This is a genomic window from Polynucleobacter sp. UK-Gri1-W3 (assembly GCF_018881595.1).
Lineage (GTDB): Bacteria > Pseudomonadota > Gammaproteobacteria > Burkholderiales > Burkholderiaceae > Polynucleobacter.
In genome coordinates this window covers 78715-103518 of sequence record NZ_JACVQA010000003.1, presented here as the reverse complement: position 1 = coordinate 103518, position 24804 = coordinate 78715, and the positions used below count along the sequence as shown (strand labels likewise).

The 24804-nt window shown below is 43.0% G+C and carries 31 protein-coding genes; 3 read left to right on the top strand and 28 right to left on the bottom strand.

Annotated elements, in window-relative coordinates; genetic code table 11:
* Window positions 1-2: 2 nt before the first annotated feature.
* The 6 genes from ICN36_RS04790 to ICN36_RS04765 all read right to left on the bottom strand — a co-directional run bounded on the left by ICN36_RS04790 (window position 3) and on the right by ICN36_RS04765 (window position 6695).
* On the bottom strand, window positions 3-1229 hold the full coding sequence (locus ICN36_RS04790; RefSeq protein WP_216227252.1) for a class I SAM-dependent methyltransferase: 1227 nt from the start codon (window positions 1227-1229) through the stop codon (window positions 3-5).
* A 25-nt stretch (window positions 1230-1254) separates the two neighbouring features.
* On the bottom strand, window positions 1255-2337 hold the full coding sequence (gene rfbG / locus ICN36_RS04785) for a CDP-glucose 4,6-dehydratase (protein ID WP_216227251.1): 1083 nt from the start codon (window positions 2335-2337) through the stop codon (window positions 1255-1257).
* Complete coding sequence (gene rfbF / locus ICN36_RS04780) at window positions 2337-3107, bottom strand: glucose-1-phosphate cytidylyltransferase (protein WP_216227250.1); 771 nt, start codon at window positions 3105-3107, stop codon at window positions 2337-2339. The genes rfbG and rfbF overlap by 1 nt, the downstream gene beginning before the upstream one ends.
* 102 nt (window positions 3108-3209) lie before the next feature.
* On the bottom strand, window positions 3210-4409 hold the full coding sequence (locus ICN36_RS04775; protein WP_216227249.1) for a hypothetical protein: 1200 nt from the start codon (window positions 4407-4409) through the stop codon (window positions 3210-3212).
* Between the two features lie 122 nt (window positions 4410-4531).
* Window positions 4532-5986 (bottom strand): hypothetical protein, encoded by a 1455-nt coding sequence (locus ICN36_RS04770; protein WP_216227248.1) that lies wholly within the window; start codon window positions 5984-5986, stop codon window positions 4532-4534.
* 61 nt (window positions 5987-6047) lie between these two features.
* Window positions 6048-6695, bottom strand: a complete 648-nt coding sequence (locus tag ICN36_RS04765) for a class I SAM-dependent methyltransferase (protein ID WP_216227247.1) — start codon at window positions 6693-6695, stop codon at window positions 6048-6050.
* A 243-nt stretch (window positions 6696-6938) separates the two neighbouring features.
* Here ICN36_RS04765 and ICN36_RS04760 point away from each other — a divergent pair, with 243 nt between their 5' ends.
* Window positions 6939-7868: a glycosyltransferase 61 family protein gene (locus ICN36_RS04760; RefSeq protein WP_216227246.1), complete on the top strand. Its 930-nt coding sequence runs from the start codon at window positions 6939-6941 to the stop codon at window positions 7866-7868.
* On the opposite strand, the gene ICN36_RS04755 is transcribed toward ICN36_RS04760, so the two are convergent.
* From ICN36_RS04755 to ICN36_RS04730, 6 genes are all read right to left on the bottom strand, one after another.
* Complete coding sequence (locus tag ICN36_RS04755; protein ID WP_215321492.1) at window positions 7865-8413, bottom strand: hypothetical protein; 549 nt, start codon at window positions 8411-8413, stop codon at window positions 7865-7867. The two genes, ICN36_RS04760 and ICN36_RS04755, sit on opposite strands and share 4 nt — an antisense overlap.
* Before the next feature lie 206 nt (window positions 8414-8619).
* The gene (locus ICN36_RS04750; protein ID WP_216227245.1) at window positions 8620-10452 is read right to left on the bottom strand and encodes a glycosyltransferase family 47 protein; all 1833 of its coding nucleotides are present in this window, start codon (window positions 10450-10452) and stop codon (window positions 8620-8622) included.
* A 14-nt stretch (window positions 10453-10466) separates the two neighbouring features.
* Window positions 10467-11348: a DUF6492 family protein gene (locus ICN36_RS04745; RefSeq protein ID WP_216227244.1), complete on the bottom strand. Its 882-nt coding sequence runs from the start codon at window positions 11346-11348 to the stop codon at window positions 10467-10469.
* Window positions 11345-12313 (bottom strand): GDP-L-fucose synthase, encoded by a 969-nt coding sequence (locus ICN36_RS04740; protein ID WP_216227243.1) that lies wholly within the window; start codon window positions 12311-12313, stop codon window positions 11345-11347. Before ICN36_RS04740 ends, ICN36_RS04745 begins: the two co-directional genes overlap by 4 nt.
* A 15-nt stretch (window positions 12314-12328) precedes the next feature.
* On the bottom strand, window positions 12329-13459 hold the full coding sequence (gene gmd, locus ICN36_RS04735; RefSeq protein ID WP_216227242.1) for a GDP-mannose 4,6-dehydratase: 1131 nt from the start codon (window positions 13457-13459) through the stop codon (window positions 12329-12331).
* A gap of 65 nt (window positions 13460-13524) precedes the next feature.
* Complete coding sequence (locus ICN36_RS04730) at window positions 13525-15027, bottom strand: mannose-1-phosphate guanylyltransferase/mannose-6-phosphate isomerase (protein ID WP_216227241.1); 1503 nt, start codon at window positions 15025-15027, stop codon at window positions 13525-13527.
* Between the two features lie 163 nt (window positions 15028-15190).
* Between ICN36_RS04730 and ICN36_RS04725 the strand changes: the two genes are divergently transcribed.
* On the top strand, window positions 15191-15337 hold the full coding sequence (locus ICN36_RS04725) for a hypothetical protein (protein WP_216227240.1): 147 nt from the start codon (window positions 15191-15193) through the stop codon (window positions 15335-15337).
* 75 nt (window positions 15338-15412) lie between these two features.
* Here the strand turns inward: ICN36_RS04725 and ICN36_RS04720 are convergent, their stop codons facing one another.
* The 16 genes from ICN36_RS04720 to ICN36_RS04645 form a co-directional block, all read right to left on the bottom strand.
* The gene (locus ICN36_RS04720; protein WP_255531235.1) at window positions 15413-15928 is read right to left on the bottom strand and encodes an HPP family protein; all 516 of its coding nucleotides are present in this window, start codon (window positions 15926-15928) and stop codon (window positions 15413-15415) included.
* Between the two features lie 252 nt (window positions 15929-16180).
* Window positions 16181-16489 carry a high-potential iron-sulfur protein gene (locus ICN36_RS04715; protein WP_216227239.1) on the bottom strand — a complete coding sequence of 103 codons (309 nt, stop codon included), beginning with the start codon at window positions 16487-16489 and terminating at the stop codon, window positions 16181-16183.
* Window positions 16490-16673: 184 nt separating this feature from the next.
* Entirely contained in the window at window positions 16674-16901 is a 228-nt protein-coding gene (locus tag ICN36_RS04710; RefSeq protein ID WP_216227238.1) for a hypothetical protein, read from the bottom strand.
* Window positions 16898-17836, bottom strand: coding sequence for a hypothetical protein (locus ICN36_RS04705; protein ID WP_216227237.1), 939 nt, complete (start codon window positions 17834-17836; stop codon window positions 16898-16900). The genes ICN36_RS04710 and ICN36_RS04705 overlap by 4 nt, the downstream gene beginning before the upstream one ends.
* Before the next feature lie 4 nt (window positions 17837-17840).
* Window positions 17841-18626: a GTP cyclohydrolase I gene (gene folE / locus ICN36_RS04700; protein WP_255531234.1), complete on the bottom strand. Its 786-nt coding sequence runs from the start codon at window positions 18624-18626 to the stop codon at window positions 17841-17843.
* Between the two features lie 41 nt (window positions 18627-18667).
* Window positions 18668-19111: a PIN domain-containing protein gene (locus ICN36_RS04695; protein ID WP_216227236.1), complete on the bottom strand. Its 444-nt coding sequence runs from the start codon at window positions 19109-19111 to the stop codon at window positions 18668-18670.
* Window positions 19077-19328 carry an antitoxin gene (locus ICN36_RS04690; protein WP_216227235.1) on the bottom strand — a complete coding sequence of 84 codons (252 nt, stop codon included), beginning with the start codon at window positions 19326-19328 and terminating at the stop codon, window positions 19077-19079. Before ICN36_RS04690 ends, ICN36_RS04695 begins: the two co-directional genes overlap by 35 nt.
* A gap of 83 nt (window positions 19329-19411) precedes the next feature.
* Entirely contained in the window at window positions 19412-19783 is a 372-nt protein-coding gene (locus ICN36_RS04685) for an MAPEG family protein (RefSeq protein WP_216227234.1), read from the bottom strand.
* Window positions 19784-19823: 40 nt separating this feature from the next.
* Window positions 19824-20456 carry a glycerol-3-phosphate 1-O-acyltransferase PlsY gene (plsY, locus tag ICN36_RS04680; protein ID WP_216227233.1) on the bottom strand — a complete coding sequence of 211 codons (633 nt, stop codon included), beginning with the start codon at window positions 20454-20456 and terminating at the stop codon, window positions 19824-19826.
* 82 nt (window positions 20457-20538) lie between these two features.
* Complete coding sequence (locus ICN36_RS04675; protein ID WP_216190793.1) at window positions 20539-20865, bottom strand: type II toxin-antitoxin system HicB family antitoxin; 327 nt, start codon at window positions 20863-20865, stop codon at window positions 20539-20541.
* Window positions 20862-21116 carry a type II toxin-antitoxin system HicA family toxin gene (locus ICN36_RS04670; RefSeq protein ID WP_216227232.1) on the bottom strand — a complete coding sequence of 85 codons (255 nt, stop codon included), beginning with the start codon at window positions 21114-21116 and terminating at the stop codon, window positions 20862-20864. The genes ICN36_RS04675 and ICN36_RS04670 overlap by 4 nt, the downstream gene beginning before the upstream one ends.
* A gap of 38 nt (window positions 21117-21154) precedes the next feature.
* A complete protein-coding gene (xerD, locus tag ICN36_RS04665) occupies window positions 21155-22075 on the bottom strand; it encodes a site-specific tyrosine recombinase XerD (protein ID WP_216227231.1) in 921 nt (306 codons plus the stop codon).
* 4 nt (window positions 22076-22079) lie between these two features.
* Window positions 22080-22490, bottom strand: a complete 411-nt coding sequence (locus tag ICN36_RS04660) for a type II toxin-antitoxin system PemK/MazF family toxin (protein WP_216227230.1) — start codon at window positions 22488-22490, stop codon at window positions 22080-22082.
* The gene (locus ICN36_RS04655; RefSeq protein ID WP_216227278.1) at window positions 22487-22768 is read right to left on the bottom strand and encodes a hypothetical protein; all 282 of its coding nucleotides are present in this window, start codon (window positions 22766-22768) and stop codon (window positions 22487-22489) included. The genes ICN36_RS04660 and ICN36_RS04655 overlap by 4 nt, the downstream gene beginning before the upstream one ends.
* Before the next feature lie 156 nt (window positions 22769-22924).
* Window positions 22925-23131: a CopG family antitoxin gene (locus ICN36_RS04650; RefSeq protein WP_370623419.1), complete on the bottom strand. Its 207-nt coding sequence runs from the start codon at window positions 23129-23131 to the stop codon at window positions 22925-22927.
* A complete protein-coding gene (locus ICN36_RS04645) occupies window positions 23124-23609 on the bottom strand; it encodes a YajQ family cyclic di-GMP-binding protein (protein ID WP_216227229.1) in 486 nt (161 codons plus the stop codon). The genes ICN36_RS04650 and ICN36_RS04645 overlap by 8 nt, the downstream gene beginning before the upstream one ends.
* A gap of 137 nt (window positions 23610-23746) precedes the next feature.
* Between ICN36_RS04645 and murB the strand changes: the two genes are divergently transcribed.
* Entirely contained in the window at window positions 23747-24784 is a 1038-nt protein-coding gene (gene murB / locus ICN36_RS04640; RefSeq protein WP_216227228.1) for a UDP-N-acetylmuramate dehydrogenase, read from the top strand.
* Window positions 24785-24804 lie beyond the last annotated feature (20 nt).

The window sequence follows — 24804 nt, the reverse complement described above, 5'->3', positions numbered from 1 at the left end:
TACTAGCGAAATTTTTCAGGCGAAAAAATATCTACGCATTCATATCCAACGTTTATATTTTTCATATACGAATGAATTTCATCACTTATATGCCAGGCGAGATTCAATATCTTTCTAGGTGGGGGTGCCAGCACCGCCATTTCATCCTCACTGAGGATTGGAATGCTGGTTCCAGGTAAATAGTTGCCCACTTTCATTGAGTTTGGCCTCTCAAAAACGGCATTAATATCGCCTGATGACAAACCCAATAGCTTAACTAATATTGCCGCGCGCCCTGGAAACGCTTTGCAGAAAATTTTTCCATCTTCAGATCTAACTTTTGATAGAAGTTCATCTCGATTTTCTAACCATTTACTGATAACTCTCCGCATCTCCTCAAATTTTTGCAAAAAATCACTCTCCTCATCCAGTGCATTTTTTAAAGCCTCCGCATCCTCGGCGATTGGCGATTGCGACCCAATAAATACCCTAATATTTCCACCATATCTAGCGGGAAATTCAATAGCTTCAATATTCATGTCCAAACGCTTTGCTATCTCTACAAACGAATGGGCTGAGTATGTTCTGGGATGCTCATGGTAAAACGTGTCAAATTGAAAACGATCAAGAACAGCCCCTAAATAATGATTTTCGACAATTAAGCGCGTATTTTTACCCATCAATACCTTCACGGCTTTTATAAGCCCATCCATATCTTCTATATGCGCAAATACGTTTGTAAAGGTAATAAAATCTGGATGCCCGATTTCTTCTACTATTTTGTCTGCAGCCTCCAAATCAAAAAAATCATTCAGAGTCCTTATTCCATTAGCGATTGCATCATTAGCGGCACCCGTCGGCTCAACACCAAAAACTTCAGCACCTTCATTTTTAAAAAACTTCAGTAGACTTCCGTCATTGCATCCAATGTCTACCACCTTTTTTCCAGCCAAATTCCCAAATCTTTCTTTTGTGCGAAGCACAAGGCCCAGCATCCCATTTAAAACATCTTGCGTCATGCTTGATCTGTAATGATATGAACTTGGAAATAGCTTCCTCTTAGGCACAGGGTGTAATTGATGAGCAGTTAAGCAGTTATTACATAGGGCAATTTCGATATGAAATTCCTCACATTTTTCTTTTGCGCCAATTTTTAATAAGTCGTCGCACAGAGGGTGATTTCCCAAATCCAAGACTGTTACCACATCATCTGAGTGACACACTTCACATAACTGATCATTTTTACTCATATTTTTCCTTTGTCTATTGGCTTTATTAATTATGTTTCTCTTGAAATTCTCTTACTTGCCTGAGGCAAACTTCTTGCATATTTTCTTTTGCTTGATAAGATTTTTGCCATTGAACAATTTTTTGTGTGGTCACCTCTAGATTCCATTTCGGCATCCAGCATAGTTTTGTGCGTGCTTTCGAGCAATCCAGCTTTAAAAGATTAGCCTCATGAGGCTGCACTGAACCTTCTTTTTCCCAGCGAGCCGCGTTACCCCAACCCGAAATCAGCAGATCCGCCACTTCTTGCACCGCTCGATTATCTTCATCGCGCGGGCCAAAATTCCAGCCTGACGCAAAAGCAGAGCCTTGCTCATAAAGAGCTTGAGCCAAAATTAGATAGCCGGATAGGGGCTCTAAAACATGCTGCCAAGGACGCGTTGCCAAAGGATTACGAATCATTAACGGCAGATTCGCTTCAAATGCTTTAATCGCATCCGGAATTAAGCGATCCTCAGACCAATCTCCACCACCGATAACGTTACCTGCCCGAGCAGATGCAACCTTATTTGTTGAATTGGGACCAGAAAAATACGACTCACGATACGCAGAAGTGACTAACTCTGCGCAGCCCTTACTATTGCTGTAGGGATCATATCCACCCATCGGCTCATTCTCGCGATAACCCCAAACCCACTCTTTATTTTCGTAACACTTGTCAGTAGTGACAACCACAGTAGCGCGCACTGAATCAATAGCTCGCGTACCCTCCAAAACATGCACAGTACCCATGACATTCGTGGCATAGGTCTCTACTGGATTAGCATAGGAATGGCGCACTAAAGGCTGGGCTGCCATGTGTATTACTACATCGGGCTTTGCCTCAGACATGGCTTTTTGCAAACATGCTAAATCTCGTATATCAGCTATATGCGATTTCTCAATCAGAGAATCAATCGCTAATACATCAAACAAATTGGGAGTTGTATTGGGCGCTAATGAATACCCTGTAACCTTAGCCCCCATGGAGGCAAGCCAAAGCGACAGCCAACCACCCTTAAATCCAGTGTGCCCCGTTAAAAAGACTTTTTTGTCTTTCCAAAATACGGGGTCAACATGCGCTGCTTTCATTACCAAGATTTCCAAGGGGCATTACCAGATGACCAAAGCTCTTCAAGGTGATTTTTATCACGCAGTGTATCCATCGGCTGCCAAAAACCAGTGTGCTCAAAAGCAGCAATCTGATGATCGCGGGCTAAGGACTCAAGAGGCCCCCGCTCCCAAACTGTTGAGTCGTCTTTTATCAAAGAAATGACGCTAGGGGATAGGACAAAGAATCCCCCGTTAATCATGCCGCCATCACCCTTAGGTTTTTCTTTAAACGTAGTGACCTGGTGGCCTGCAATATCAAGTGCCCCAAATCGGCCTGGCGGATAGACTGCCGCCAAAGTCGCTTGCACCCCTTGCTTACGATGAAACTCAATGGTGGCACCAATATCAATATCGGATACCCCATCGCCATAAGTAAAGCAAAAAGCTTCTTCATTCTTAACATACTCAGCAACCCGCTTTAAGCGACCACCTGTCATCGTATCTTCGCCAGTGTCTACCAGAGTTACTTTCCAGGGCTCAGCATATCCCTGGTGTACCTCCATGCTATTTTTTTGCATGTCAAAAGTGACATCGGACATATGTAAAAAGTAGTTTGCAAAATACTCTTTGATGACATAACCTTTATAACCACAACAGATGACGAAATCATTAATCCCGTAATGGGAATACATTTTCATGATGTGCCAAAGGACAGGCCTACCACCCACCTCAATCATCGGCTTTGGTCTAGAAGAACTCTCTTCTGAAATTCGTGTTCCTAAACCCCCTGCTAGAATAACCGCCTTCATAGATGCTCTTTGAATTTATGTATTGTTCAATAACTTATTTAACTACTTACAGGGATAAGCCCGCTAATACCCGATCTAGGACGCTTCTTTGCGCCTGGATCTTCACTTAGCACCACCGCTTTTAATCGTTTGCCAGACTCGCCCACCCAGAAGCACTAACAGCATCAAAAAGAATGCTGCCGCTAAGCCGCCAACCGTCGATTTGGTCATGCCCTTTTTGCCGCTGGAAGTGGGCGCGGTATTGGCCTCTAATCCCTTGGTGAAGCGTACTTGGATAGCAAGTAGCTGGGCATGTAATTCATTTAAAAACTCGACGCTATTGCTATCATTTTTATCTAATTTAGCGCGCAGGTTTGATTCGATTTCTAATAGCTGTTTATCTAAGACCAAACCATCAAACGTTTGGTCTTGTAGTGGCAGGGCTTGGTCTAAGAAAGTTTTGGTCAGGGCAATTTGATCCAAACGTCTTTGCAGACGGGATAAGGTTTCTTTAGAGGCGTTGATGTCGTTGTTTGCTGCAATAATTTGCGTTTGCAGTGGCAAATATTTAGCACTGGAATCATTGGCATCAACTACTTGCTGGGCTGATGAAGCATTACCCGGAAAGCGCTTGTGTAATTGCTCTAATTGGCGAGCCCGCTCTTCTTGATAGCCCATCTCAATTTGGGTATTGGCAATTTTTTGCTGCAACTGAGCAGCGGTACTGACTGTTTGACTCTCATAACCATTGAGCAAGGAGTGCAACTGTAAATAGGCGCTGCCAGATCGTAAAAATTGACTTGCTGCGCGCACATTATCAATCGATTGCTCTTTGGATGAGCCTGTGGCGGTCAGTGTTAAATTCAAAATAGTGGTTGAGGCCGCATCTAAATCCTTACTAATACCGGCCAAATCTTTGGTATCGGATTTTGATAGCGCATAGCTAGGCACTGCATTTTTTTGCCACCAGCGCTCATCCCTCATCTCCCTATACAAAGATGTTTGATTTTCTGGGGCCTTGTTTTCCTCAATAATTTGATCGGCTAAATTAGGCAGGCTTTTTTGGAGCATCTTCCACGAAACAAGGTCTAGGGCGTAGCTATTATTATTATTATTATTATTATTATTATTTAGCAAAACATACTCCGCAGAGTAGCTGCCTAGAACAAACCACCCGCCCAAACCTAAGACTGCCCCCACTACTGAAGCTAAGATTAGTTTTTTCCAAGAAGCTTGCAGAAAATTGACGATATCCAAGAGAGAAATTTCTGCTTCATTCTCAGGGTAAGAGCGTTGTTGAAAGTCGGTCAAGGGTTGATTCATGTGCATTTGCAGTCAATTATGGGGTACAAGCCAAAATTAAATAATCTTAATTTTGCGCACTAAAAGTATCTCAATTATCTCATTATAAAAAGTAGATTCATCTAATTTAATCTTGGACTCAACTAATTGCGGCTTCCCGGCCCCAAATGACTAAGATTTAGACGCCTAAAGCGCGTACCAGCGACCAAGCCAGAAGCTAAAGCAACCCAGAAAATCAGGCTATCAAGAAAGACTTTTTGGCTAATCTCGGTGGTGCACCACATTACTAGGCTAGCTAACAAAATCCACCAGCAACAGGATAGCCAAGGGGCTTTAAAAGGGCTCTGAGCGACATTAGAGGGTGATTTTGGGATATTTTCTGGTAAATCAAGTCGGTATAACTGCTTCATGGCTAGTGCCAGCGACCCCAAAACCAGAGCAATTCCGGGGAGGCCGATTCCCAAGGCCAAATCAAGCCAGCCGCTGTGGCTTTGATGCAAAAGGGACTCGGGCCAGACCCTTTTTGATAAATGCCCAAAAGAGCGCTCGATCAAACCAAATCCCAGGGGATTTTGAGTTAACAACAAAAGGCCTTCTTTACCCCAAGCAATGCGTTCGTAATTAGTAATTGACACCATCGCGCCAAACTCATTATTGGGATAGCCTTTGGCACCATTAAATTTCCAGTGATCGTAACGATCAGTATCGATCGCGATTTTTGCGTCTACAGCAAACGTTTGCCATGATGTATTCTTTTGAATGTGATTGACTATAAATCCTGCCCCAGCCATCAATAGAATGGCGGCAAGAAGCGTCTTTTGAATCCAATGCTTTTTAAAGTCAACCAAAAATACCTGGGTTGAAAAGATCAGCATCAGAAAGGCTCCGTATATCACTCCATTCTTAATATTCTCACCATAGAACACAAAGAACACCGCTGGGATAGTCACTCCATATATGACGTTATCCCAGCTAAGCCAAATATGACTGCTAATGTTGCGCTTGAGCTGTCCAAGCGCGACAGCCAAGGTGGGCAAACAAAAACATACATAGGCAGTTTTAGGAACGTAGAAGGGAAGCGAGCCGTAATGCAACCTTAGATAATCTGGTGCATTGATTCCCCAGTTTGATCCATGGTGAGTCAAGCAATATTTCAGAATATAAATTAGGGTTGGAGCCAATAGTCCAAAATAAAAAACAGGCCAATAGATGCTTTGCTTTTTAGGGTCTTGGCCACCTAACGCAAGACCCAGACCCAAAGCAAATATAGCTCCTAAGGCCGTACGCTTCCAAATACTGGTGTATTCCTCAAGCTGCAGAGCAAAATCATGACTCAAAAATAATAGATGAAAGCTAGCCCACGCAAATAACCCCAGAACAAGCCAAATTGGTAGTGCGTATTTAGTAAAAAGCACTGCTCGATATTGGTAAATCTCGTAAGCCCCTAGGAGCGCTCCAACAATCAAACAAATATGTCGTATCAAAATAGTTTCAGGCAATGCCCAAACCGCATACAAGATCGCAAACATCAACACCTGCACCCAAATAATGAATGAAGGAGTTATGCGGGGCTGTTGGATCAAGGATTGATTACTCATAGTTAAATGATTAATCGAGAAAGATTTTTATAGATCATTGAAATAGAGAGAGAAGAGGGGGTTATAGATTTACCCTAAAGCCAATCTGAACATAGCGAATGTCATCACCAAGAATGAGATAAAGCAGCCTTGCAAATACTCTTGGGAAAAATGCCCTTGATGAAATATCGTTGATACCCGATATTTTGTCGATCCTAAAACCATGACTTAAAAAGAGATTTTTCAAACTCTTTTGGGTAAAGAATTTCAAATGCGTTCTATCTAGAATTCCGGCATCTTCATACTGCCAATCCTTTTGAATAAGCAACCCTTTTAAATTAGAGATATGCCTTACATTTGGGATGGACCCAACCAAAGAAGCGCCAGAACACATCTTTAGTTTTATTAACTCCAAAAATTGGTCGGGATCTGCCATATGCTCAATAACATCATTACAAATGACCAGATCAAAATATGCATCAGGAAGTTGATCTAAAACCTCCTCGAACAATCCCGAGAGCACCTTATCCAAGTGTTGGGAAGCCTCATTGGCAACTACTACATTAGGTTCAATACCCCAGTATTCATTAGCTTGTTCGAGATTTTTTCGAAATGTGCCATAGCTACAGCCCACCTCTAAAACCTTTTGAAAGTTAGTTGGCAAAAATGCGCTTACCTCTGATCTGAGATTGGGAGAATACTGGTAATGAGGGTCGACTTCTTTAGGCATGATTTAAGGTGCGTATGGCTTTGTTACTATTATCTTATATTACCCCGCCTTAGCCGTGATGCTGAGTTTGGCAACTAAATTAATCTTGCTCCATACATTTTTAAGTACATCATGAATACCGAATCCGCCTTTCAGAATTTACTTACCGGACTAAAAAAGCGCCTAGGGGTATTTCAATTCAAAGAATCGATTACTGGGCTAGCAGAATGCCGCACCACCTTCATACCAGTAGTTATTTTTGATTTGCTAAATCTACAAATTGCCGATGCTGGTAAGCGCGTAGAGCTTCGCTCTTTTAACTTTGGCGATAGCGCAGATCTAACAAACCCCTCGATTGCTACGGTTGCGCTTGAAGATAGTATGGGATTTCACAATACAGCTTCATTCCTCAAGGATATGAGGGGGAATGTGAAGCATCAACGGAATAAGCCATGCATCACGGTAGACGAACCCGCCGTACTTCTACCCTACTACACCACTCATTTTGGTCATTTTTCAGGAGATTGCCTAGGTGCCATCATCGCCCTATCAAAAGCAAAACTACCATCCAAGAGAAAATTATTTTATATAGCCCCAAACTCTTTTGATCATGTGATCACCAAATACGGCAATCCCGAACGCTTGCAAAAGATCAATTCCAAACTTGCTCTTGAAAATAATCTTATTTTTACAAATGCCTGCCAATTGCCCAGAATGAGTTCGTGGCAAAACCTATCGCTTTGCACGCAAATCTTTGGCGAAACCAAAGCATCCTTACCTGCTGACAATACTTCATTTAAAAAAGTGTTTTTAACAAGTGGGCGCTCAGAGCGCATTGCAAATATTGATGAGGTCATTGAATTTGTAAAGGGCGAAGGATTTTATATCTGCAGGTCAGATCAGATAACATTCGAGCAATGTCTAACGATTCTTCGGGAGGCCGATCTCGTCGTCTCTGAAAATGGCTCGATTACTTATAATATTTTAATTGCTAGAAATAAACCTTTTTACATACTCTCTTCAAAAGGTTGGGATCAACTAAGTCAAGAAGAGTTTGCTGGCGGTGGCATTTATAATGCCTTCAAAGCCTACCTAACAAAATATATTGAATGCAAAACCACTGGCTTGCCTAGTCACCATCATTTCTCAAGCCAAATTATTGTCGACTTAGGTGATATAAGGAACTTACTTTAATACTGGATCACCTGCCAAGGAAGGCGGCGAGTAAACTCCGTATTACTCTTACGCGCTAGATGGTAATAAAAAGGCTTCATGTACTGCTTGGAGCCTTCTTGCTGAAATAAGCTCTCTAAAAAATGTACAAATGAGGTGTCTATAGAGTGAATCTCATCGGCTAGCAAAGCCAGCTTAGCCCAATCAAAGATGTTGTTTGTCGCAGGATGAACCCAAATAATGAGTTTATTTTCTGGATTAGAAATTTTCAAATCATGAAATATTTTTGTAGACTCTTGATTACACACCAAAAGGTAGGGCTCATGATTAGGATTAAGCTTTTCATAGAGCGCCTCTGATTGGGGTCCCGGCGATACCGCACAATCTAGCCAACGTTTTTCAAATGCAACATGGTGTTGCTCATAAAAATAAGCATCGAAGCGCTGGAGATCAACTCCTATCACTCCAATGGGTAAGTAGCGAGCCCTCAAAAAACCAGATAATTGCCTAGCCTCTCGACCATCATTAATGGGCACAACATAAACATTACTTAAATCTTGAAACATCCATGCCACCGAATGGTAGCAATAATGAAGGCAACAATAATAATAATATTTTCTAGGATTTTTTCTGGATAACTCACGCACCAAAGCCAAACAAACAATACTATCGCCTAGACCAAGATTGGGCTCGATCACTACTAAATTATTCCTGACAGATATAAATAAATTCTTAAGGGCTCTTCGAAAATTAGAGTGACGGAATTTTATTTTCATATATTGGCAAGCAATTGCTGACGATAATACTCAAGGGTTAGTGTTTTTCGGTCAAAGTTGCTAGTAGATCTTCGAATATAGCCTTCTTCCCAATTTAACCGTAAAAGATCTTCCCAAGCATCTACAAGCAAAACCGGTAAATTGGAGTAAGCCGAAGTCCAATCTTGCTTGAGCAAGACGGGAATCGTATCAACATACTGAGCCTCCCAAAAACGATGAGTATCAATACCGTTACCCCTGGGGCATAAGCAAAAACGATGTTCGGCTACTTGAGTAATGTATTGTTCAAAACCCACTGATGCTCCCATGGTGACATCTGGGATATTTGAGACAACGTCAATAATTGATTGACGCGCAGAGTGAGTGCTCGCACTAAAGTTAACGTAAAGGTTTTTTATTTTTTGATACACATGCCCAGCATCAAAGGCCTCAGAAACTCGTGTTGGCCCCCACTGGCTATTCGCTAAACCAATTGGCAAAGCATGTAACTTTGTATGACTGGTTTCACAATTTTGCGCATACCATGCCACCAAGGATGGGTGATTTAATAAATCCAAATCCGCTAGACCTACACCATGGTCTGAATTATGCGTCAGCAATACAAATGGTTCATGCAGTCGTGGGGCAACAAAACTTTTAAAATAAGCCAGCAAATGGGTATAAACAAAAATAACCTTTGCGCTCTGACAGGTCTTTAAAAAATCCAAACTAGGTGGAAGCTCAAAGCGTTTTTTCTTAAACCACTTTTTTTCTTCTTTTTCGGTAATTTCTAAAACCGTAGGCGTCTGAATCTTTTCTCGCCCATGAAAAGCAGTAACTCCAGCAGAGCTAATCGTCAGATCAGCCAACGCCTGAATTCTTTCCCCAGTTAACATCGACTCAATGTTGCTCGGAACCCCTGAGTTAAAGGGAGATACCCCCAACAAATCCTTAGAGTGTGCATGCAGAGCTAGTACTTTGGTGCATACACCATCGAAACTAATGAATGGAGATCTATAAAACCGCTCATACTCCCATGAAAAACGGCAGTCTCTTAAATGAAAGTCGCTGCTTTCATTTTCAAAAAATCGTGTATCAGATGGGTCATTCATCCAGTGAACGCCACCAACATATTGACCAATTGCCGCACCATCAAAAATGCCGCCAAATACATCTATGCCCTGACAGTATCTATCAAGGTCCAAATCTTTAGACTTGGCATATTCCAAAGGTATTGTAGGGAGCGGCTTAGCACCTAGATCCCCTCGCATGGCAAACGCACCCAAGGAATCCATATCATTTGCATCCGAACGATCCGCAATAAATTGAACCAGCTCAGATGCAATCGATGCATCTTTTAGCCAAACAATCCCGGGGATCGCCCTCACTCTATCGACCGGCACTGCAAACCTAGCAAAGCTGATAAATTGCTCCAACTTTTCACTAGGGTCAAAATACAAGACAACATCATTTTCAAGATGAATGCAGTTCTCCAGCCCCTTGAAGTGAATAAAGTCAGCCAGCACAAAGAAGCGGTATGAGGCAGAAAACCAGAATCCATTCCTAAAGCTACGATCTAGGGCAGCATTTTTGGCAAAATGCTTAGTTATATCGCTTTGCGGAATATCCTCAATTGCCACAAACGCAATATTTCGCAGTGGATTATCGGAACCTCCAAGATCAGCCTGCAGAGCTCGCAGCAAATCTCCAATAAAAGATTTATTAACCAACGCATAAATCTGGGATTGTGGGGCAACTTTTGCTGCAATCGCAAGCGCATTCGTTAAATATTCGGGGGGCAGACTCTCACCCGAATGGACAAAAATAATGGAGGCGCATTTTTTCTGCATGGCTAAATAGGAGTTTATCTTTGGTTTTTGGATTTGAACAATGAAGGCAAGTAAACCCTAAAGAAATAAGGCAACGAAACCTTTAAAAAGTAAGGCTTAGCCTTATCCCACTTCTCAAAACTAGCATAGTCATAATCATTCAATTGGTCGGCAATAATATTGGGGCCCAAGAATGCGGGGTGTCCAATTGCAGAATTTCCCAAACGCAACCATTTTCGATCGGTATATACAATTTCTGAGCTATGTCGATGAGATATAAAGGTTCCTATAGTTTCATATTCAGAAAAGCTATTGCCCTCATCAAACCTTATGCTATTTAGCAAGGCTGGAACCCAAGGCATGCCGTGCCTCAATTCGATTTCACGAAAACACTCTTGTAACCAAGCCGCTTTTAGAACAAAGCACTGCGCAATAAATGAGAATCTAATTTTTTTGCTTAAGTGCAATAGACGCATCACTGTCTCAAAATAAGGGTGATGATATTCAGCCCCCTTGTAGTAAATCAAGCGCCCTTGGTGGTCGATAAAACTGAGGGGTTTTAAGGGAATAGTATCAGCATCCCATATCAAGACAATCTCATCTGGCAAGCAATCATTGACCGCTGATAGCTTAATAAACTGCTGTAAGTACCAGCCAAATTGCGATGCAATTTTTGCATCGAGTCGCCGTTTTATTTCGGCGGCAAATTGCGATGTGTAAATTGACTCACCAATGACCTGAAAAGGTTTTGCAGAAATTTCTTGGAATAACTCAAGATCAGCATCGGGGACATAGACCTTGTAATGCCTGGCCTTTAGGTTGCGCACGATATAAGAAGATGCAATCTCCCAGGCCTGCGCATCCCTTTTACAGCAGACACAAATAACTTGATCAATAATGACTGAAGTCGAATTCACCGCGATAAAAACTCTTGATAAGCTTCTTGCAAACCTTGCGTCAAATCTACCTTAGCCTTCCAACCTAAATTATTTAGCCGGGAAGAATCCATCCACTTCCTAGGCGACCCGTCAGGCTTTGTTATATCAAAGTTAATCTTTCCTTCGTAACCTACTGCATCTCCAACTGCTTTTGCCAATTCTGCAATAGTCACATCACTACCAAAACCCACATTAATATGGTTTTGCATTGATTCTATTTGGCTATCGTAGGTCGCCTTATCGAGATCCATCACAAATACTGATGCAGCCGCCATATCATCAACATAGAGAAACTCGCGTCTCGGGGTTCCCGTTCCCCAGATCACAACTTCAGGAGCATTACCTACTTTAGCTTCATGAAATCTTCTAATCAGGGCTGGAATCACATGGCTGTTCTCTGGATGATAGTTATCACCTGGACCATATAGATTAGTCGGCATCACTGAACGGTAATCAATTCCATGGCTATCGCCATATTGACGGTTGTAACTCTCACACAACTTGATACCAGCAATTTTGGCAATCGCATAGGGCTCATTCGTTGGCTCTAACTTACCCGTGAGAAGGGCATCTTCACTCATCGGTTGCGGTGCTAACTTAGGATAGATACAGCTTGAACCTAAGAAGAGCAGCCTTTTAACACCGCTGACAAAAGCTTGATGGATGACATTTGCTTCCATCATGAGGTTTTGATAAATAAATTCTGCGGGAAAGGTGTTGTTCGCATGAATGCCACCAACCTTCGCGGCAGCTAAATACACTTGATCAGGCTTCTCTTCCTCAAAGAATACTTGTACTGCAGCTTGATTGGTTAAATCAAGTTCAGCATGAGTTCTGGTGACTATATTGGTATAGCCCTTAGCTTGCAGATTACGCACAATTGCCGAGCCGACCATGCCGCGATGACCAGCAACATAAATCTTTTGATTTAAATCTGTTGGCATGTATTAATCTTCTCTTTAATTCTCTTTACCAACTGCAACCGAGTAACCATGCTTACTCAGCAAGGCATGTTGCTTAGCTTGATCCAAATCATTTGCCACCATTTCTACGATCATTTGATCTAGGGTAATTTCTGGCACCCAACCGAGTTTTGTTTTTGCCTTAGTAGGATCGCCTAAGAGTGTTTCTACTTCGGTAGGACGGTAATAGCGTGGGTCAATTTGAACAATCACATCGCCTACTTTTAAGGCTGGGGCTTTGTCACCTTCAATACTAGCCACAATCGCCTTTTCATTCTCAGCTGTGCCCTCAAAATTGAGAGTGATTCCCAATTGTTTGGCGCTACGGGTAATAAATTCACGCACTGTGAACTGCACACCAGTAGCGATCACAAAGTCTTCAGGCTTATCTTGCTGGAGCATCAACCATTGCATGCGCACATAGTCTTTAGCATGACCCCAGTCACGCAGGGCATCGATATTGCCCATGTATAAGCATTTCTCGAGACCTTGAGCAATATTGGCAAGACCGCGAGTCACCTTACGAGTAACAAAGGTTTCACCACGGCGCTTAGACTCATGGTTAAACAAGATACCGTTACACGCATATATGCCATACGCCTCACGATAATTCACTGTAATCCAGTAGGCATACATCTTGGCTACTGCATATGGGCTTCTAGGATAGAACGGCGTTGTTTCTTTTTGCGGGATTTCTTGTACTAAACCATAGAGCTCTGAAGTAGATGCCTGGTAAAAACGGGTTTTCTTTTCTAGACCGAGAATACGAATAGCCTCAAGCATTCTGAGTGGGCCCATGGCATCCACATCAGCGGTGTATTCAGGGGACTCAAAAGAAACGGCAACGTGTGATTGAGCACCCAAGTTATAAATCTCATCAGGCTGACATTCCTGAATGATGCGCACCAGATTGCTGGTGTCGGTTAAATCACCGTAATGCAGAATTAAATCCGGATGATTGATGTGTGGATCTTGATAGATATGATCAATACGCTCGGTATTAAAAGAAGAGGCGCGACGCTTAATGCCGTGTACGATGTAGCCTTTTTCTAATAGAAACTCTGCAAGATAAGAACCGTCTTGGCCTGTAATACCTGTGATTAAGGCTACTTTTTGTGATGCACCCATGCTCTTCTCGCTTTTTTGCCGTTTATCTTAGAACCGTGATTTTACTTGTAGTTTCTAATAGAATTTTAATTACGCCCATAGGTATCTTCAAAGCGCACGATGTCATCTTCGCCAAGATAGCTGCCCGACTGAACCTCAATAATCTCTAGGGGTGTTTCGCCAGGATTAGCTAATCGATGGGTTTGCCCTTGAGGAATGTAGGTACTTTGATTTTCAGTCAGAGTAATGACTTGAACGCCATTGGTAATCTCCGCAGTACCCTTAACTACAATCCAATGCTCTGCACGGTGGTGATGCATTTGTAATGAAAGGCTGGCTCCTGGTTTGACCTGAATCCGTTTTACCTTAAAACGCTCACCCTCATCAACACTGTCATACCAGCCCCATGGTCTTGCTACCTTGCGATGTAGATTCTTTTCTTCTCTACCCTGAGCCTCTAACTTCGTCACAATGCTTTTAACATCTTGGCTATTTTTTCTGTCAGCAATTAATACTGCATCAGCTGTTTCAACAATCACTAGATTTTCTACACCAACAACACTGACCAATCTACTGCTGGCATGAACTAAAGAGTTTTTCGAATTCGTGATTAAGGTATCGCCGCTAGTCACATTGCCATCTTGATCTTGCCGACCCACTTGCCAGACTGCATCCCATGCACCTAGATCATTCCAGCCGGCATCGAGCTCAACCATTTTTATAGGAAAGTTCGACTGAGGGCATTTCTCAATCACGGCATAGTCAATAGACTCGCTTGGAATAGCTTTAAATTCTTCTTTGCCAGGACGAACGAATCCTACGCCACCGGAAGCATCTTCTGATTTTGTCTGCCAAGCCTTTTGTGATGCCTCACCAATGTCAGGCCTAAATTCTGCTAAAGCAGCCAACCAAGTGCTCGCCTTCAAAACAAACATACCGCTATTCCAAAGATAGGAGCCTTCGGCTAGATACGTCTGCGCAGTCTTGCTGTCAGGCTTCTCCACGAATCTCTTGACCTCGTAAGCATTATTTTGGTCTTTGCTATCTGCACGCTGAATATATCCATAACCAGTTTCTGGTGCGGTTGGGGTGATACCCAAAATAGCAATTGAGTTTGGTGAAGCTTCTACTGACTGAATGCAATCTTGCAAGGCTTGAGTAAATGCCTTTTGATTTTGAATGGTTTGATCTGCAGGTGTAATGATCAAGATGGGATCTTCACCATTTGATAATTGCTCTGCACAGAGTGCAGCCATACTTAAAGCGGGCGCCGTATTTCTTCCGACAGGCTCTAGTATTAATTTAGCTTTAATAGATTGTAGCTCGCGCAATTGATCCAAAACCAAGAATCGATGATCTTCATTGGTGACAACTAAGGTGTCACCCAATTGGATTTTGCTGTTGATCTCATTGCCAGTATTTCCAACATTACCAACAGAGTTAATTCGCTCTACTGCTTGCTGAAATAAACTTTGAGAAGAGCCATCGCCTGACAAAACTAAAAACTGCTTAGGGAACCCCGAACGCGATAAAGGCCAAAGTCTGGTGCCTGACCCACCACAAAGGATGACTGGGATAACTAAAGCCATTTGTCTATCGAAAGCCTTTTTATTTGAATAATTTCATTTTATAGGGTTTAGCTTGCTAGAAGCAGTTTGCTACAAGTCGCCAAATTTTTATTAATATTACTTAGGCGCACAATAGAAGACGCTATTACGCGCCAGTTTTAAAAACTATAAATAAGGAGTCAAAATGACAACAGGCAATATTCCAAAGATTAACCTTCGCAACTCACTAACAGAGTGTGGTCAGTCCATTCGCAAAGAAAATGCGGGTAAATACCAAAACTATGGAATTAAGGACTGCAAGGCTTCTATTGCAGCTGGACGTATCAAATAGTCCTTCTGCGATATAAAAAGGGGCTATTGCCCCTTTTTTATTGCCTCGCTCTTTGGGAGCATGCTCATTGCGATCTTAGCTGGGCCTATTGGGATAGCGCTTACCAGTGAGGTTGCTATAAGCCGCTCTAGCCAGCACCAACAGAATCGAATCAACCATTACCGGAAAAAAAGCATAGCGGAAATGTAAAACATGTCCCAGCACCACTATTAAAGACACTGCAGCTGCTGGAGGATGCAAACACCGAAGAAAAAACATTCCTAAAATAGAAAGGCTAGCCGCTAAAGGTATGGCTATTAGAGGCTCCCCCACTGCATGGACAATGCAAATTCCAATCAAGGCGGATAAGGTGTTACCGGCGATAACAGCCCAAGGTTGAGCCATTGAACTGCCTGGCAAGGCAAACACCAATAAGGCGCTAGCTCCCAATGAAGCCATAAGCCATTCATCAATGCCCCCAAGCTCTCCAAGGTACTTAGCAGTAGTAAGCACTAACATAAGACCAATAAAAGCCCCAAAACCAGAGCGCGCTCGCTCCAACATAGCCACGGGAGGCTGGTCGCCGCCAAAATAAAAAGCGTAGCGCTGCAAATTCTTTTTGATACGGGCTTTCAGGGTAAATCTCCTTGGATGGCTTTTGTGAAAAGGATGCACCCCTCAATCAGGGGCTTAGCCAATGCAGTCATTTGGTATGTCACGACGCCATCAGATACGGTTATTTATTTAAACTATTCCTATAGTCATTAATCGCCAGAATACAAAAAGCCACCCTAGGGTGGCTTTTTAGTGTCCCCATTAAAACCAGGGCATCAAAACAATCTATTACAACTGCTTGATATCTAATTAAGCCTTCTTAGCGTAAGCAGAGCACCAGCCTTTAGCAGCAACTTGCTTACCAGCAAACAATGAGCAAGGACCTGCAGCTGCGTCAGCTTTACCTTGGAACAATGCACAGCTGCTGCACTGTTGACCAGCAGCGTACTTAGCGTACTTTGCTTTATCCACTTTAGAGGCATCAGGCTTATAGCCCAATGCAGCAGCTTGTGGATCAGTTTCTGCAACCATTGCTTGAGCTTGAACTTTACCGTTCAATGCCAAAGTACAGGCACCAGCAGCAGACAAAATCATAAATTGGCGACGACTATTTTTCATGGATTCTCCAAAAATAAATCAGTGATTAACTTGCACGCGCATCAAGAAGCAGTGCGCAACCTTCAAAACTAAGAAAGATCATAGTGGAGAAGATTTGCTGCTGCCACTCATGGCGTAAGTCAATGATTTATAAGGAAATATAGATGAGAATTGTTCTCATAAAATCTCCTACTAAAAACGTCGATTAATTCCAGCCCTTGAGCTTCATGCAATTAATCCACTGACGGATATGAACCCCCGAACCAGATTCGGGGTAATCCTCTTGGCATTCCTTGAGGTCTTTGTTGTAAGTTGCTTTGTTATTTTTACTAGGATTTTGGTTTTCGGAAGGGAATGTTGAGCAAGCAGCAGCACTCAATACAAATACGAGCAGCGAAATTCGTAAGCTGAGCTGCATGATCTTTGCAATCAATTTCTACCCTTATTTGTCATTTTCATATACGCACCATGATCTCCACACGCCCTATTAAACGCCACTGAAAACAACGAATCTTTTGCGCCAATAGCACCACTAGCTTTTGCACCTTGACCTTGAGTCGTTAGGACGTAAGTATTTTCCTGACAATTAGCGGTAAAACTGTAATCTACCTGCTTTATTAAGTCCTTACCCAATACATAAGAACTCAACCGTAATTGGCGAGCATCTTTTTTAGAATCAACAATACTTACTTCATTATTAATGACGTCATAAAACACGGGTGGGCGAGTATTGGCTGACTCCAGAACAACCTCTTGCTTAGCAAGCACCAGTTGCTTATTTTCTTTTTCATCAAATACTGCCTCAGGCGCTCTTTTAGATATTGGAGCCGGCATCGCGCCATCTTGATAGAGGAAGTAATTCACGTTTTGGTCATCGATAAATTTTCTGCCGCACAGACGAGAACGCAAATAGGCCATTGCTGTTTTAGGTGCAATTTTTACCCAGCCAGAGCCATTCGCGGGCTTGATGTCACCGACCAGGGGGCCTTTAGAAACAATATTCTGGGTGTATAGAGTCTCCGACCACTGATTATTGCTAAAGCAATCAATTTTTTGGCGATAAGGCCCAACTATTGTGGGGTTAAATTGCGCCAAGGTATTTTTTTCTCTAGGGGCAATAAAAATATCAAAGCTAATAACTCCGTCTTCATCCTCACTCAAGGTGTATGGATCATAGAACCAGTTTTTATTTTGAGACTCTGCCAGCAAAATCCAATTACGCTCTGAGTAGTCTTTTTTATTTAATGGCGGAACGTAAAAGAATGGTGACTCCACTTTCTCATCCATGACGGATTGATAATCTTGGCTCATGGGGCCAGAAGTGCAGCCCGCAATAACCAAAACAGCAAGAATGAGGAGTTTCTTCATCAACTTATTTACGGTCAATCAAGGCTAAGAACTCTCTACGCAAATTAGAGTCTTTTAAGAAGGCTCCACGCATCACGCTATTGATCATCTTAGAATCCCGATCTTTAACTCCGCGCCATTGCATACAAAAATGATCTGCATCCATCACGACAGCTACGCCTACCGGCTTAATCTTTTTCTCAAGCATGTCCGCCAACTCCACAACTGCTTCTTCCTGAATTTGGGGGCGGCACATAACCCACTCGGTCAAACGTGAGTACTTAGAAAGGCCAATTAGGGCAGATGCCTTGCTAGGCAGTACACCGATCCAAATCCGGCCCATGATTGGACATAAATGGTGGGAGCAAGCGCTACGAACAGTAATAGGGCCAATAATCATGAGCTCATTTAAGCGACTCACGTTGGGGAACTTGGTTAAAGTGGGCTGATCAACATACCGCCCATTAAACACCTCCTGCACATACATCTTTGCAACGCGACGACTTGTATTTTGGGTATTGTGATCATTATCAGTATCGATGACGAGGCTTTCTAAAACGGCCTGCATTTTCTCCGCCACCTCATCTACCAAACCTTCTAATTCACCTGGCTTAATAAATGCCGAGATATTGTCATTCGCATGAAAGCGAGCCTTTTGGGCCTCAATACGGCGGCGTATGACTACCGATAAAGGTAAACCACCCTCTTCTTTTGCAGCATCCCTTGAGTGAACGGCAGATTTTTTTATAGGAAGTTTGCTCACTATTTTTTTTACGGGCATTTTCTGAATAGCTTTCTTAGGGGTTGACATAAAAACTTTCTAGGGAAAAAATAGCGGCTATCGAACAGGGTCTAAATTGACCATTCTTCCACTTGGAGATTGGGAATACGATGAAACTCTCGTGCATTATTAGTGATCAAACGGCTTGACTCAGATAGGGCATGGGCTACAATCATTAAATCCATTCCACCAATGGGTTGACCCATTATCTCTAGCCCAGAACGAATTTGAGCATAATGGTGCGTAGCCTCCACCGGCCATGGACGAATTTCAAAACCATCTATCCATGCTTCAATCGCCGCACTAAAACGTGGCGATGCTAATTTTGCCGCTCCAAACCTCAGCTCTGCAGCAACAATGACAGATAACCATACTTCATCATGCTCTAGCTCAGCAAAGCGCTCCAACATCTTTTGCGGATGTCTGCGCAATATATAGCTACATATATTGGTATCTAAGGTTTTTTGTTTTTTTACCAATCTAAGTCCAATCACGCTCTTGTGCTGGTGGATCATCCCGATCCTGTAAAAAGTTCTCTGGAAGAGGATCAGTCTGTTGATAAAAAGTACTGAGCCATTGACCCAGATTGTGCTCTTTCTCATCATCAGGAGTAACCCAAAGCGCATTACCCACTTGCTCTATGCGGACTTGCTTGGAGTGAAAGCGTAACTTCGCAGGCAGACGAATCGCTTGACTGCGCCCGCTCATAAATAACTTGGCAATACTTGTCATTCGACCCTCCAAATTTATGGGGATATTTTGTAATATAGCAATGATATATTACATCTAATAATCAAGCAAATGCCTAAACACCTTTAAATTTGAAAAAACAAGCCCACTACACAAATCATGCCAAACAACCAAACGATAGATCTCGTGGTTGGCCAATTGGCGATATAGCAAATCAGATAGGCGATACGTGCCAGCACAAAACCCATTGCTAGCAAATCAATTCTGTCTTGAGCTGCGTGGGCAACTGAAGCAACGATCACTGCGGCAAAAAAGAGCGGCAAGGATTCAAATAGATTGGCTTGAGCAGCATTGGCTCTAGCTCTAAACCCCGTTTGCTTAGCTAGCCATTGCCGTGGCATCGCATTGTCGTAACCCTGAAAACCTTTTTTAGCAATACCTGCTGCGACATAAGGTAAAAGACCCATCAACAGAATGCAAGCGTAAGCAATAGTCATAAGAAGTACCGTTAGTTATTTTTTGGTTATGTTGGATGAATTATGTTGGAGTCTTTTTAGAGCCAATACGACTCTCTTTGCCATTGAGTAAATTCTGAATGTTGCTTCGATGGCGCCAGATAAGTAATGCACATACGGCCAAGAGAGCCAAGCCCATCGGCTGAAAGCCGAATAAGAAAACAAAATAGATGGGGCCAAAGATTGCGGCAGCCAATGCCGCTAAAGAAGAGTAGCGCATAAACATCGCCACAATAATCCAAGTGCTCAGCGTAGCTAACCCCAAAATCCAATTGATGCCAAACAAAATACCGCAAGCAGTAGCAACACCTTTGCCGCCTTTAAATCCATGGAATATGGGGAAGAGATGCCCTAAAAATACTGCGAGTACAACACCACACAAAAGCCATGAGCTCATCGTGGAGGTCAGAGATTCATCTCCAAGCAATACTCGCGCCAGCATGACCGCAAAGTAACCCTTCAAAGCATCACCAATCAGCGTTAAGACGGCGGCTAACTTATTACCGGTTCGTAGTACGTTCGTTGCACCTGGATTGCCAGAGCCATAGGAGTGAGGATCAGGTAAGCGCATACACTTACTCACCACTACCGCGAATGAAATGGAGCCAATAAGATAGGCAAGTGGAATGAGCAAGAGGTCTAAGGTGAAATTCATGGTGATATCTTAAACACTTATCTTGATAGTGATTCTTGGGCTACCAAGCTCCGTTGGAGCAGAGGAGTCAGCAGACCCATACTCAGGCAGCCTGCAGTACATCAGAAACCCAAGCATTAATACTTTTTCCAGACGCCTGAGCAACTCTAGCCACTTTTGCATGGATTTCAGGAGAAATGCGCAACATCAATTTTCCAGAGTATGGTTTTTGTGGTTTTACGCCATGAGCTTCAGACATCGCGATATATCCATCAACAGCCGCTTCGAAGGCTTTAATTAACTCTGAAGCAGACTCGCCATGAAAAGACACAATATCAGTGATGCCCGTTAAGTGACCCACAAAAATACGGTCATCAACATCAAACTCAATGCTGGCAGAATAATTTTTATAACTCAATGGCTTGTTCATAACTTAACTCCTATTAAAACCAAAAAACTTTGAATATCTTTTACCTGATACCTTTTTGCTTCTTTACCAGGATGTGGCCTATGCAAATCCAAGCGATGGTTGTTCATCAAAAAACTTACCCTTGAACCTTCGCCCTCAACGCACTTACTGCCAACCGCTACTAACAATAATTCAATTTTTCTCCACTCTATTGTTGCTGAAGTGGGTTTAGCAAATATAGCCTGTAAGGTTTTTTGATGTTTGCTATTCATTTTTCATATGATATCATAAAATGATATCATTTTAAACATCAACCCCTAGGATGATGCTGCGAATGTATGGATTTCAGTCTTTCTCTGGCCACATGGGTGTAGATCTGGGTGGTAGAAATATCAGCATGTCCCAAAAGGAGCTGAACCACCCTTAAATCCGCTCCATGATTGAGTAAATGGGTGGCAAATGCATGACGCAGAGTATGGGGTGACAAAGCCACCGGAATATTGGCCAATGTGGCATAGCGTTTAATCAGCGCCCAGAATGCTTGACGAGTTAAACCGGTTCCGGTGTGGCGCCCTATAAAAACCGCATCAGTTGTCTTACCTTCAAGCAAAGGAGTGCGCGCTTCTGCTAAGTAGCGCCTTAACCACTGCCCCGCTTCACCACCAAATGGCACTAAGCGTTCTTTGCCGCCCTTGCCATTAACTACCCTCACTACACCCTCATTCAAACCTAAGGCGACTGTTTTTAAAGAAACAATTTCAGATACGCGCAAACCACTGGCGTACATTAATTCCAACATGGTGCGATCACGCAAACCTAATGGGGTATCAATATCAGGCGCATTGAGTAATGCAGTAACGTGATCTTCACTCAGCGTCTTTGGAAACCGTAGCGCTTGTTTAGCAGCGCGTAAACCAATACAGGGATCGCTCTTCACTAAATTGATACGGAGTGCATGACGATAGAAGCGCTTGAATACTGTCAAACGTCGATTAGCGGTAGTTGCCTTGTCAGCACGTCGGTGCGCTATGTAGGCGGTAAGATCTTTCTCGGTAACGCCGTATAGATCGGCGCCAGAGTCCTTATATAACCACTGAGCCAATAACAATAGGTCTCTACGGTATGCGGACAAGCTATTTTGAGCTAACCCATCCTCTAGCCAGCAAGCATCACAGAAGCGCTCAATGGCCTCCTGGCTTATCACGGAGATTGGAGGTATATTTTTTTTCATCCTATCAATTTGATGCTGCGCGATAAGCCGCTTCAACAGCGCGAAGAATAGTTGCGTGCAAGGTGCCTAGCTTGGGTGTATTGCCATGCGGGCTTCTGGCGGGCACTTTGAAATAGCGCTCAGACCACGGCAGATCCACAATCACCTTGAAATCAAACTTTGTGTCATAAGCCAATCCAGCTAGTGCGTAAGCAGCTGGATTCTTGGTCTGGGTTATCGCCACCTCGCCAGCTTTAAGTCTTGTCAGATTTTGGGATGTTCCATACGCTACGCTGACCTGATTGCCATCATCCCTACGCTCGACAGTCAGGACAATGGCTGGTCTGGGTTTGGGTCCTGGCTCACTATTAGGAACTTCTGGAAACAAACACCAAACGATATCGCCAGGTGCTGGCAACATCCAAGCCTGACTCATGCAAACAATGCATCGCGTGCAAGCAGTTTTCCTTTTGGTAAGCGCTTGGCCGCATCCTTGCGTAATGCCAAGACTTGTTTTGCGGTCAACGGACCATCATCAGGGGCATAAGAAGGTAAAACATCAGTAGCAAATTTTGACAAGGCCATATGGATAACCTGCGTTTCATTGACATCGAGCTCTTTAGCAATTGCCTTAACAGTTGTTCGAGTCACGCCAAATTGGGTGTCTTTAGAGCGGAATTTGACCAACAGGTTTTCGTTTGAAGCTTTCATCATGGCGCCTCGTTAATTTATATATATAAAATATATACTATATTAGGTGCAATTGCAATTTTTACGCTCTCACTGAAGAAGTGATATTTAATCCAAATCAACGATAAATTACGAATACCTGATTTAGCTAATTTCTGGGTTCCTTCACCAAATAAAGTCCTATTTCAATTTTCCAAATACCCCAACTTGAGACTTCATAGTCGCAGAGTGGGGTCTTAGATTTGGTGTTTCCACTCTAAATGCTTTATTTAAATCAAAATAATCAGAAGCATCATTCATTTCCCAAAACCGTCTTTCATCAAGTTCTGATTGAAATACAGGAATGGGTTTAAGTGTCTTCATTGCACCAAACTTCTTCTTAGTCACGGAAATTATTAAAGCCCAATGGCGCTTCTATTACTTCTTTTTTAAGCAAGGCCATTGTTTCTTGTAAGTCATCACGCTTTGCACCAGTAACACGCACTGCATCACCCTGAATACTGGCTTGTACTTTGAGCTTGCTGTCTTTAATGATGCGCACAACTTTTTTTGCTAAGTCCGAAGTGATCCCTTTTTGAATCTTCATCGTTTGCTTACGCTTATCGCTACCAATGGTTTCTGTTTTCTCATCTTTGAGATAGCGCACATCCACATTGCGCTTAGCCATTTTATTAATCAAGACATCACGCACTTGACCTAATTTAAAGTCATCATCGCCAAATAAAATGAGTGCCTCGTCTTTTTGTTCAACACGGCTATCAGAGCCTTTGAAGTCAAAACGATTGGTAATTTCTTTATTAGATTGCTCGATGGCATTTTTGAGCTCAACCATGTCAGGCTCACAAACTACGTCAAATGTTGGCATTTTTACTCCCTATGTTTTCTCGTAATTACTCTCGTAATCTTTACATTTTCTGGCTATTTTGGCGTCCATCACAGATTTCTTGCTTCCTATGCTGCCAAAAAATATGCTCTGGACTCTTTTACGAATAAGATTGTGGCATGAACCGTGCTCAAAATGCGCCCCAACCCGCAAAATTGATCCCAAATTTGGGATTGAAGCACCGCAACACCTTTGGCTTTGACGCTAGCGCGGAACTGGCCTACGAAATTACCGCGCCCGAGCAAATTCCGGGAGTAATCGCAGAGGTTGCTGAAAAAAAACTGCCATGGCGGGTTTTAGGCGGGGGCAGCAATGTCATTCTCCCAAGTGCTTTGCCGGGGGCCACACTCCTCATGAATATCGCTGGGCAAGAAATCATTTCCTCCGATGACAAGGAAAGCTATCTAGCAGTGGGTGGCGGCGTGAATTGGCATGAACTGGTTGCCTGGACGCTCGAGAATGATTTGCCCGGTTTAGAAAATCTAGCACTGATCCCTGGGACAGTTGGGGCAGCGCCCATCCAGAACATCGGTGCCTATGGTGTAGAGGTTGCAGATTACATTGATAGCATCGAAGCCTTTGATGTAAAAGACCATGCCTTTGTCACCCTCCAAAATGAGGCGTGCCACTTTGCTTACCGCGATAGCTACTTCAAGCAAAATCCCCACCGCTTTATTGTGACAAAGGTCGTTTTTAAACTGCCTAAAGCTTGGGAGGCTCGTATCCACTACGCAGATCTTGCAAAGCAATTTTCTGAGAACTCCAACCCAAGTCCTGAAGATATCTTCTTAGCAGTATGCAAAGTGCGTACTCATAAGCTGCCAGATCCCAAGGTGATTGGTAATGCTGGAAGCTTCTTTCAGAACCCTGTAGTTCCTATTGAGCAGTATGAAACTTTGCTTAAGACCCATTCAGATCTAGTCTCTTATCCAGACGCAGCCGGTAAGCGCAAGCTTGCAGCCGGTTGGCTAATTGATCAATGCGGCTTTAAGGGCCAACGCATGGGCTCGGTTGGTGTTTATGAAAATCAAGCGCTTGTACTAGTCAATCATGGCGGCGGTACCGCTCAAGACATCCTGGGCTTAGCCAAATGCATTCAGGAAAAAGTGCACGACAAGTTTGGTGTTAGCTTGCAGATTGAACCGAACATCCTCTAGTCATAGCACTAAGTAGAGTT

What these genes read in the sequence shown, in the direction of transcription:
- rfbF (WP_216227250.1), bottom strand. Translation starts at nt 3,107, where the DNA reads ATGAAGGCGGTTATTCTAGCAGGGGGTTTAGGAACACGAATTTCAGAA.
- ICN36_RS04765 (WP_216227247.1), bottom strand. Translation starts at nt 6,695, where the DNA reads ATGCCTAAAGAAGTCGACCCTCATTACCAGTATTCTCCCAATCTCAGA.
- rfbG (WP_216227251.1), bottom strand. Translation starts at nt 2,337, where the DNA reads ATGAAAGCAGCGCATGTTGACCCCGTATTTTGGAAAGACAAAAAAGTC.
- ICN36_RS04675 (WP_216190793.1), bottom strand. Translation starts at nt 20,865, where the DNA reads ATGAACAAGCCATTGAGTTATAAAAATTATTCTGCCAGCATTGAGTTT.
- gmd (WP_216227242.1), bottom strand. Translation starts at nt 13,459, where the DNA reads ATGGGTGCATCACAAAAAGTAGCCTTAATCACAGGTATTACAGGCCAA.
- ICN36_RS04695 (WP_216227236.1), bottom strand. Translation starts at nt 19,111, where the DNA reads ATGATCCACCAGCACAAGAGCGTGATTGGACTTAGATTGGTAAAAAAA.
- ICN36_RS04775 (WP_216227249.1), bottom strand. Translation starts at nt 4,409, where the DNA reads ATGAATCAACCCTTGACCGACTTTCAACAACGCTCTTACCCTGAGAAT.
- ICN36_RS04790 (WP_216227252.1), bottom strand. Translation starts at nt 1,229, where the DNA reads ATGAGTAAAAATGATCAGTTATGTGAAGTGTGTCACTCAGATGATGTG.
- plsY (WP_216227233.1), bottom strand. Translation starts at nt 20,456, where the DNA reads ATGAATTTCACCTTAGACCTCTTGCTCATTCCACTTGCCTATCTTATT.
- ICN36_RS04770 (WP_216227248.1), bottom strand. Translation starts at nt 5,986, where the DNA reads ATGAGTAATCAATCCTTGATCCAACAGCCCCGCATAACTCCTTCATTC.
- xerD (WP_216227231.1), bottom strand. Translation starts at nt 22,075, where the DNA reads ATGAAAAAAAATATACCTCCAATCTCCGTGATAAGCCAGGAGGCCATT.
- ICN36_RS04730 (WP_216227241.1), bottom strand. Translation starts at nt 15,027, where the DNA reads ATGGCTTTAGTTATCCCAGTCATCCTTTGTGGTGGGTCAGGCACCAGA.
- murB (WP_216227228.1), top strand. Translation starts at nt 23,747, where the DNA reads ATGAACCGTGCTCAAAATGCGCCCCAACCCGCAAAATTGATCCCAAAT.
- ICN36_RS04755 (WP_215321492.1), bottom strand. Translation starts at nt 8,413, where the DNA reads ATGTTTCAAGATTTAAGTAATGTTTATGTTGTGCCCATTAATGATGGT.
- ICN36_RS04645 (WP_216227229.1), bottom strand. Translation starts at nt 23,609, where the DNA reads ATGCCAACATTTGACGTAGTTTGTGAGCCTGACATGGTTGAGCTCAAA.
- ICN36_RS04715 (WP_216227239.1), bottom strand. Translation starts at nt 16,489, where the DNA reads ATGAAAAATAGTCGTCGCCAATTTATGATTTTGTCTGCTGCTGGTGCC.
- ICN36_RS04655 (WP_216227278.1), bottom strand. Translation starts at nt 22,768, where the DNA reads ATGATGAAAGCTTCAAACGAAAACCTGTTGGTCAAATTCCGCTCTAAA.
- ICN36_RS04685 (WP_216227234.1), bottom strand. Translation starts at nt 19,783, where the DNA reads ATGACTATTGCTTACGCTTGCATTCTGTTGATGGGTCTTTTACCTTAT.
- ICN36_RS04660 (WP_216227230.1), bottom strand. Translation starts at nt 22,490, where the DNA reads ATGAGTCAGGCTTGGATGTTGCCAGCACCTGGCGATATCGTTTGGTGT.
- ICN36_RS04705 (WP_216227237.1), bottom strand. Translation starts at nt 17,836, where the DNA reads ATGAAGAAACTCCTCATTCTTGCTGTTTTGGTTATTGCGGGCTGCACT.
- ICN36_RS04725 (WP_216227240.1), top strand. Translation starts at nt 15,191, where the DNA reads ATGACAACAGGCAATATTCCAAAGATTAACCTTCGCAACTCACTAACA.
- ICN36_RS04740 (WP_216227243.1), bottom strand. Translation starts at nt 12,313, where the DNA reads ATGCCAACAGATTTAAATCAAAAGATTTATGTTGCTGGTCATCGCGGC.
- ICN36_RS04670 (WP_216227232.1), bottom strand. Translation starts at nt 21,116, where the DNA reads ATGAATAGCAAACATCAAAAAACCTTACAGGCTATATTTGCTAAACCC.
- folE (WP_255531234.1), bottom strand. Translation starts at nt 18,626, where the DNA reads ATGTCAACCCCTAAGAAAGCTATTCAGAAAATGCCCGTAAAAAAAATA.
- ICN36_RS04750 (WP_216227245.1), bottom strand. Translation starts at nt 10,452, where the DNA reads ATGCAGAAAAAATGCGCCTCCATTATTTTTGTCCATTCGGGTGAGAGT.
- ICN36_RS04690 (WP_216227235.1), bottom strand. Translation starts at nt 19,328, where the DNA reads ATGACAAGTATTGCCAAGTTATTTATGAGCGGGCGCAGTCAAGCGATT.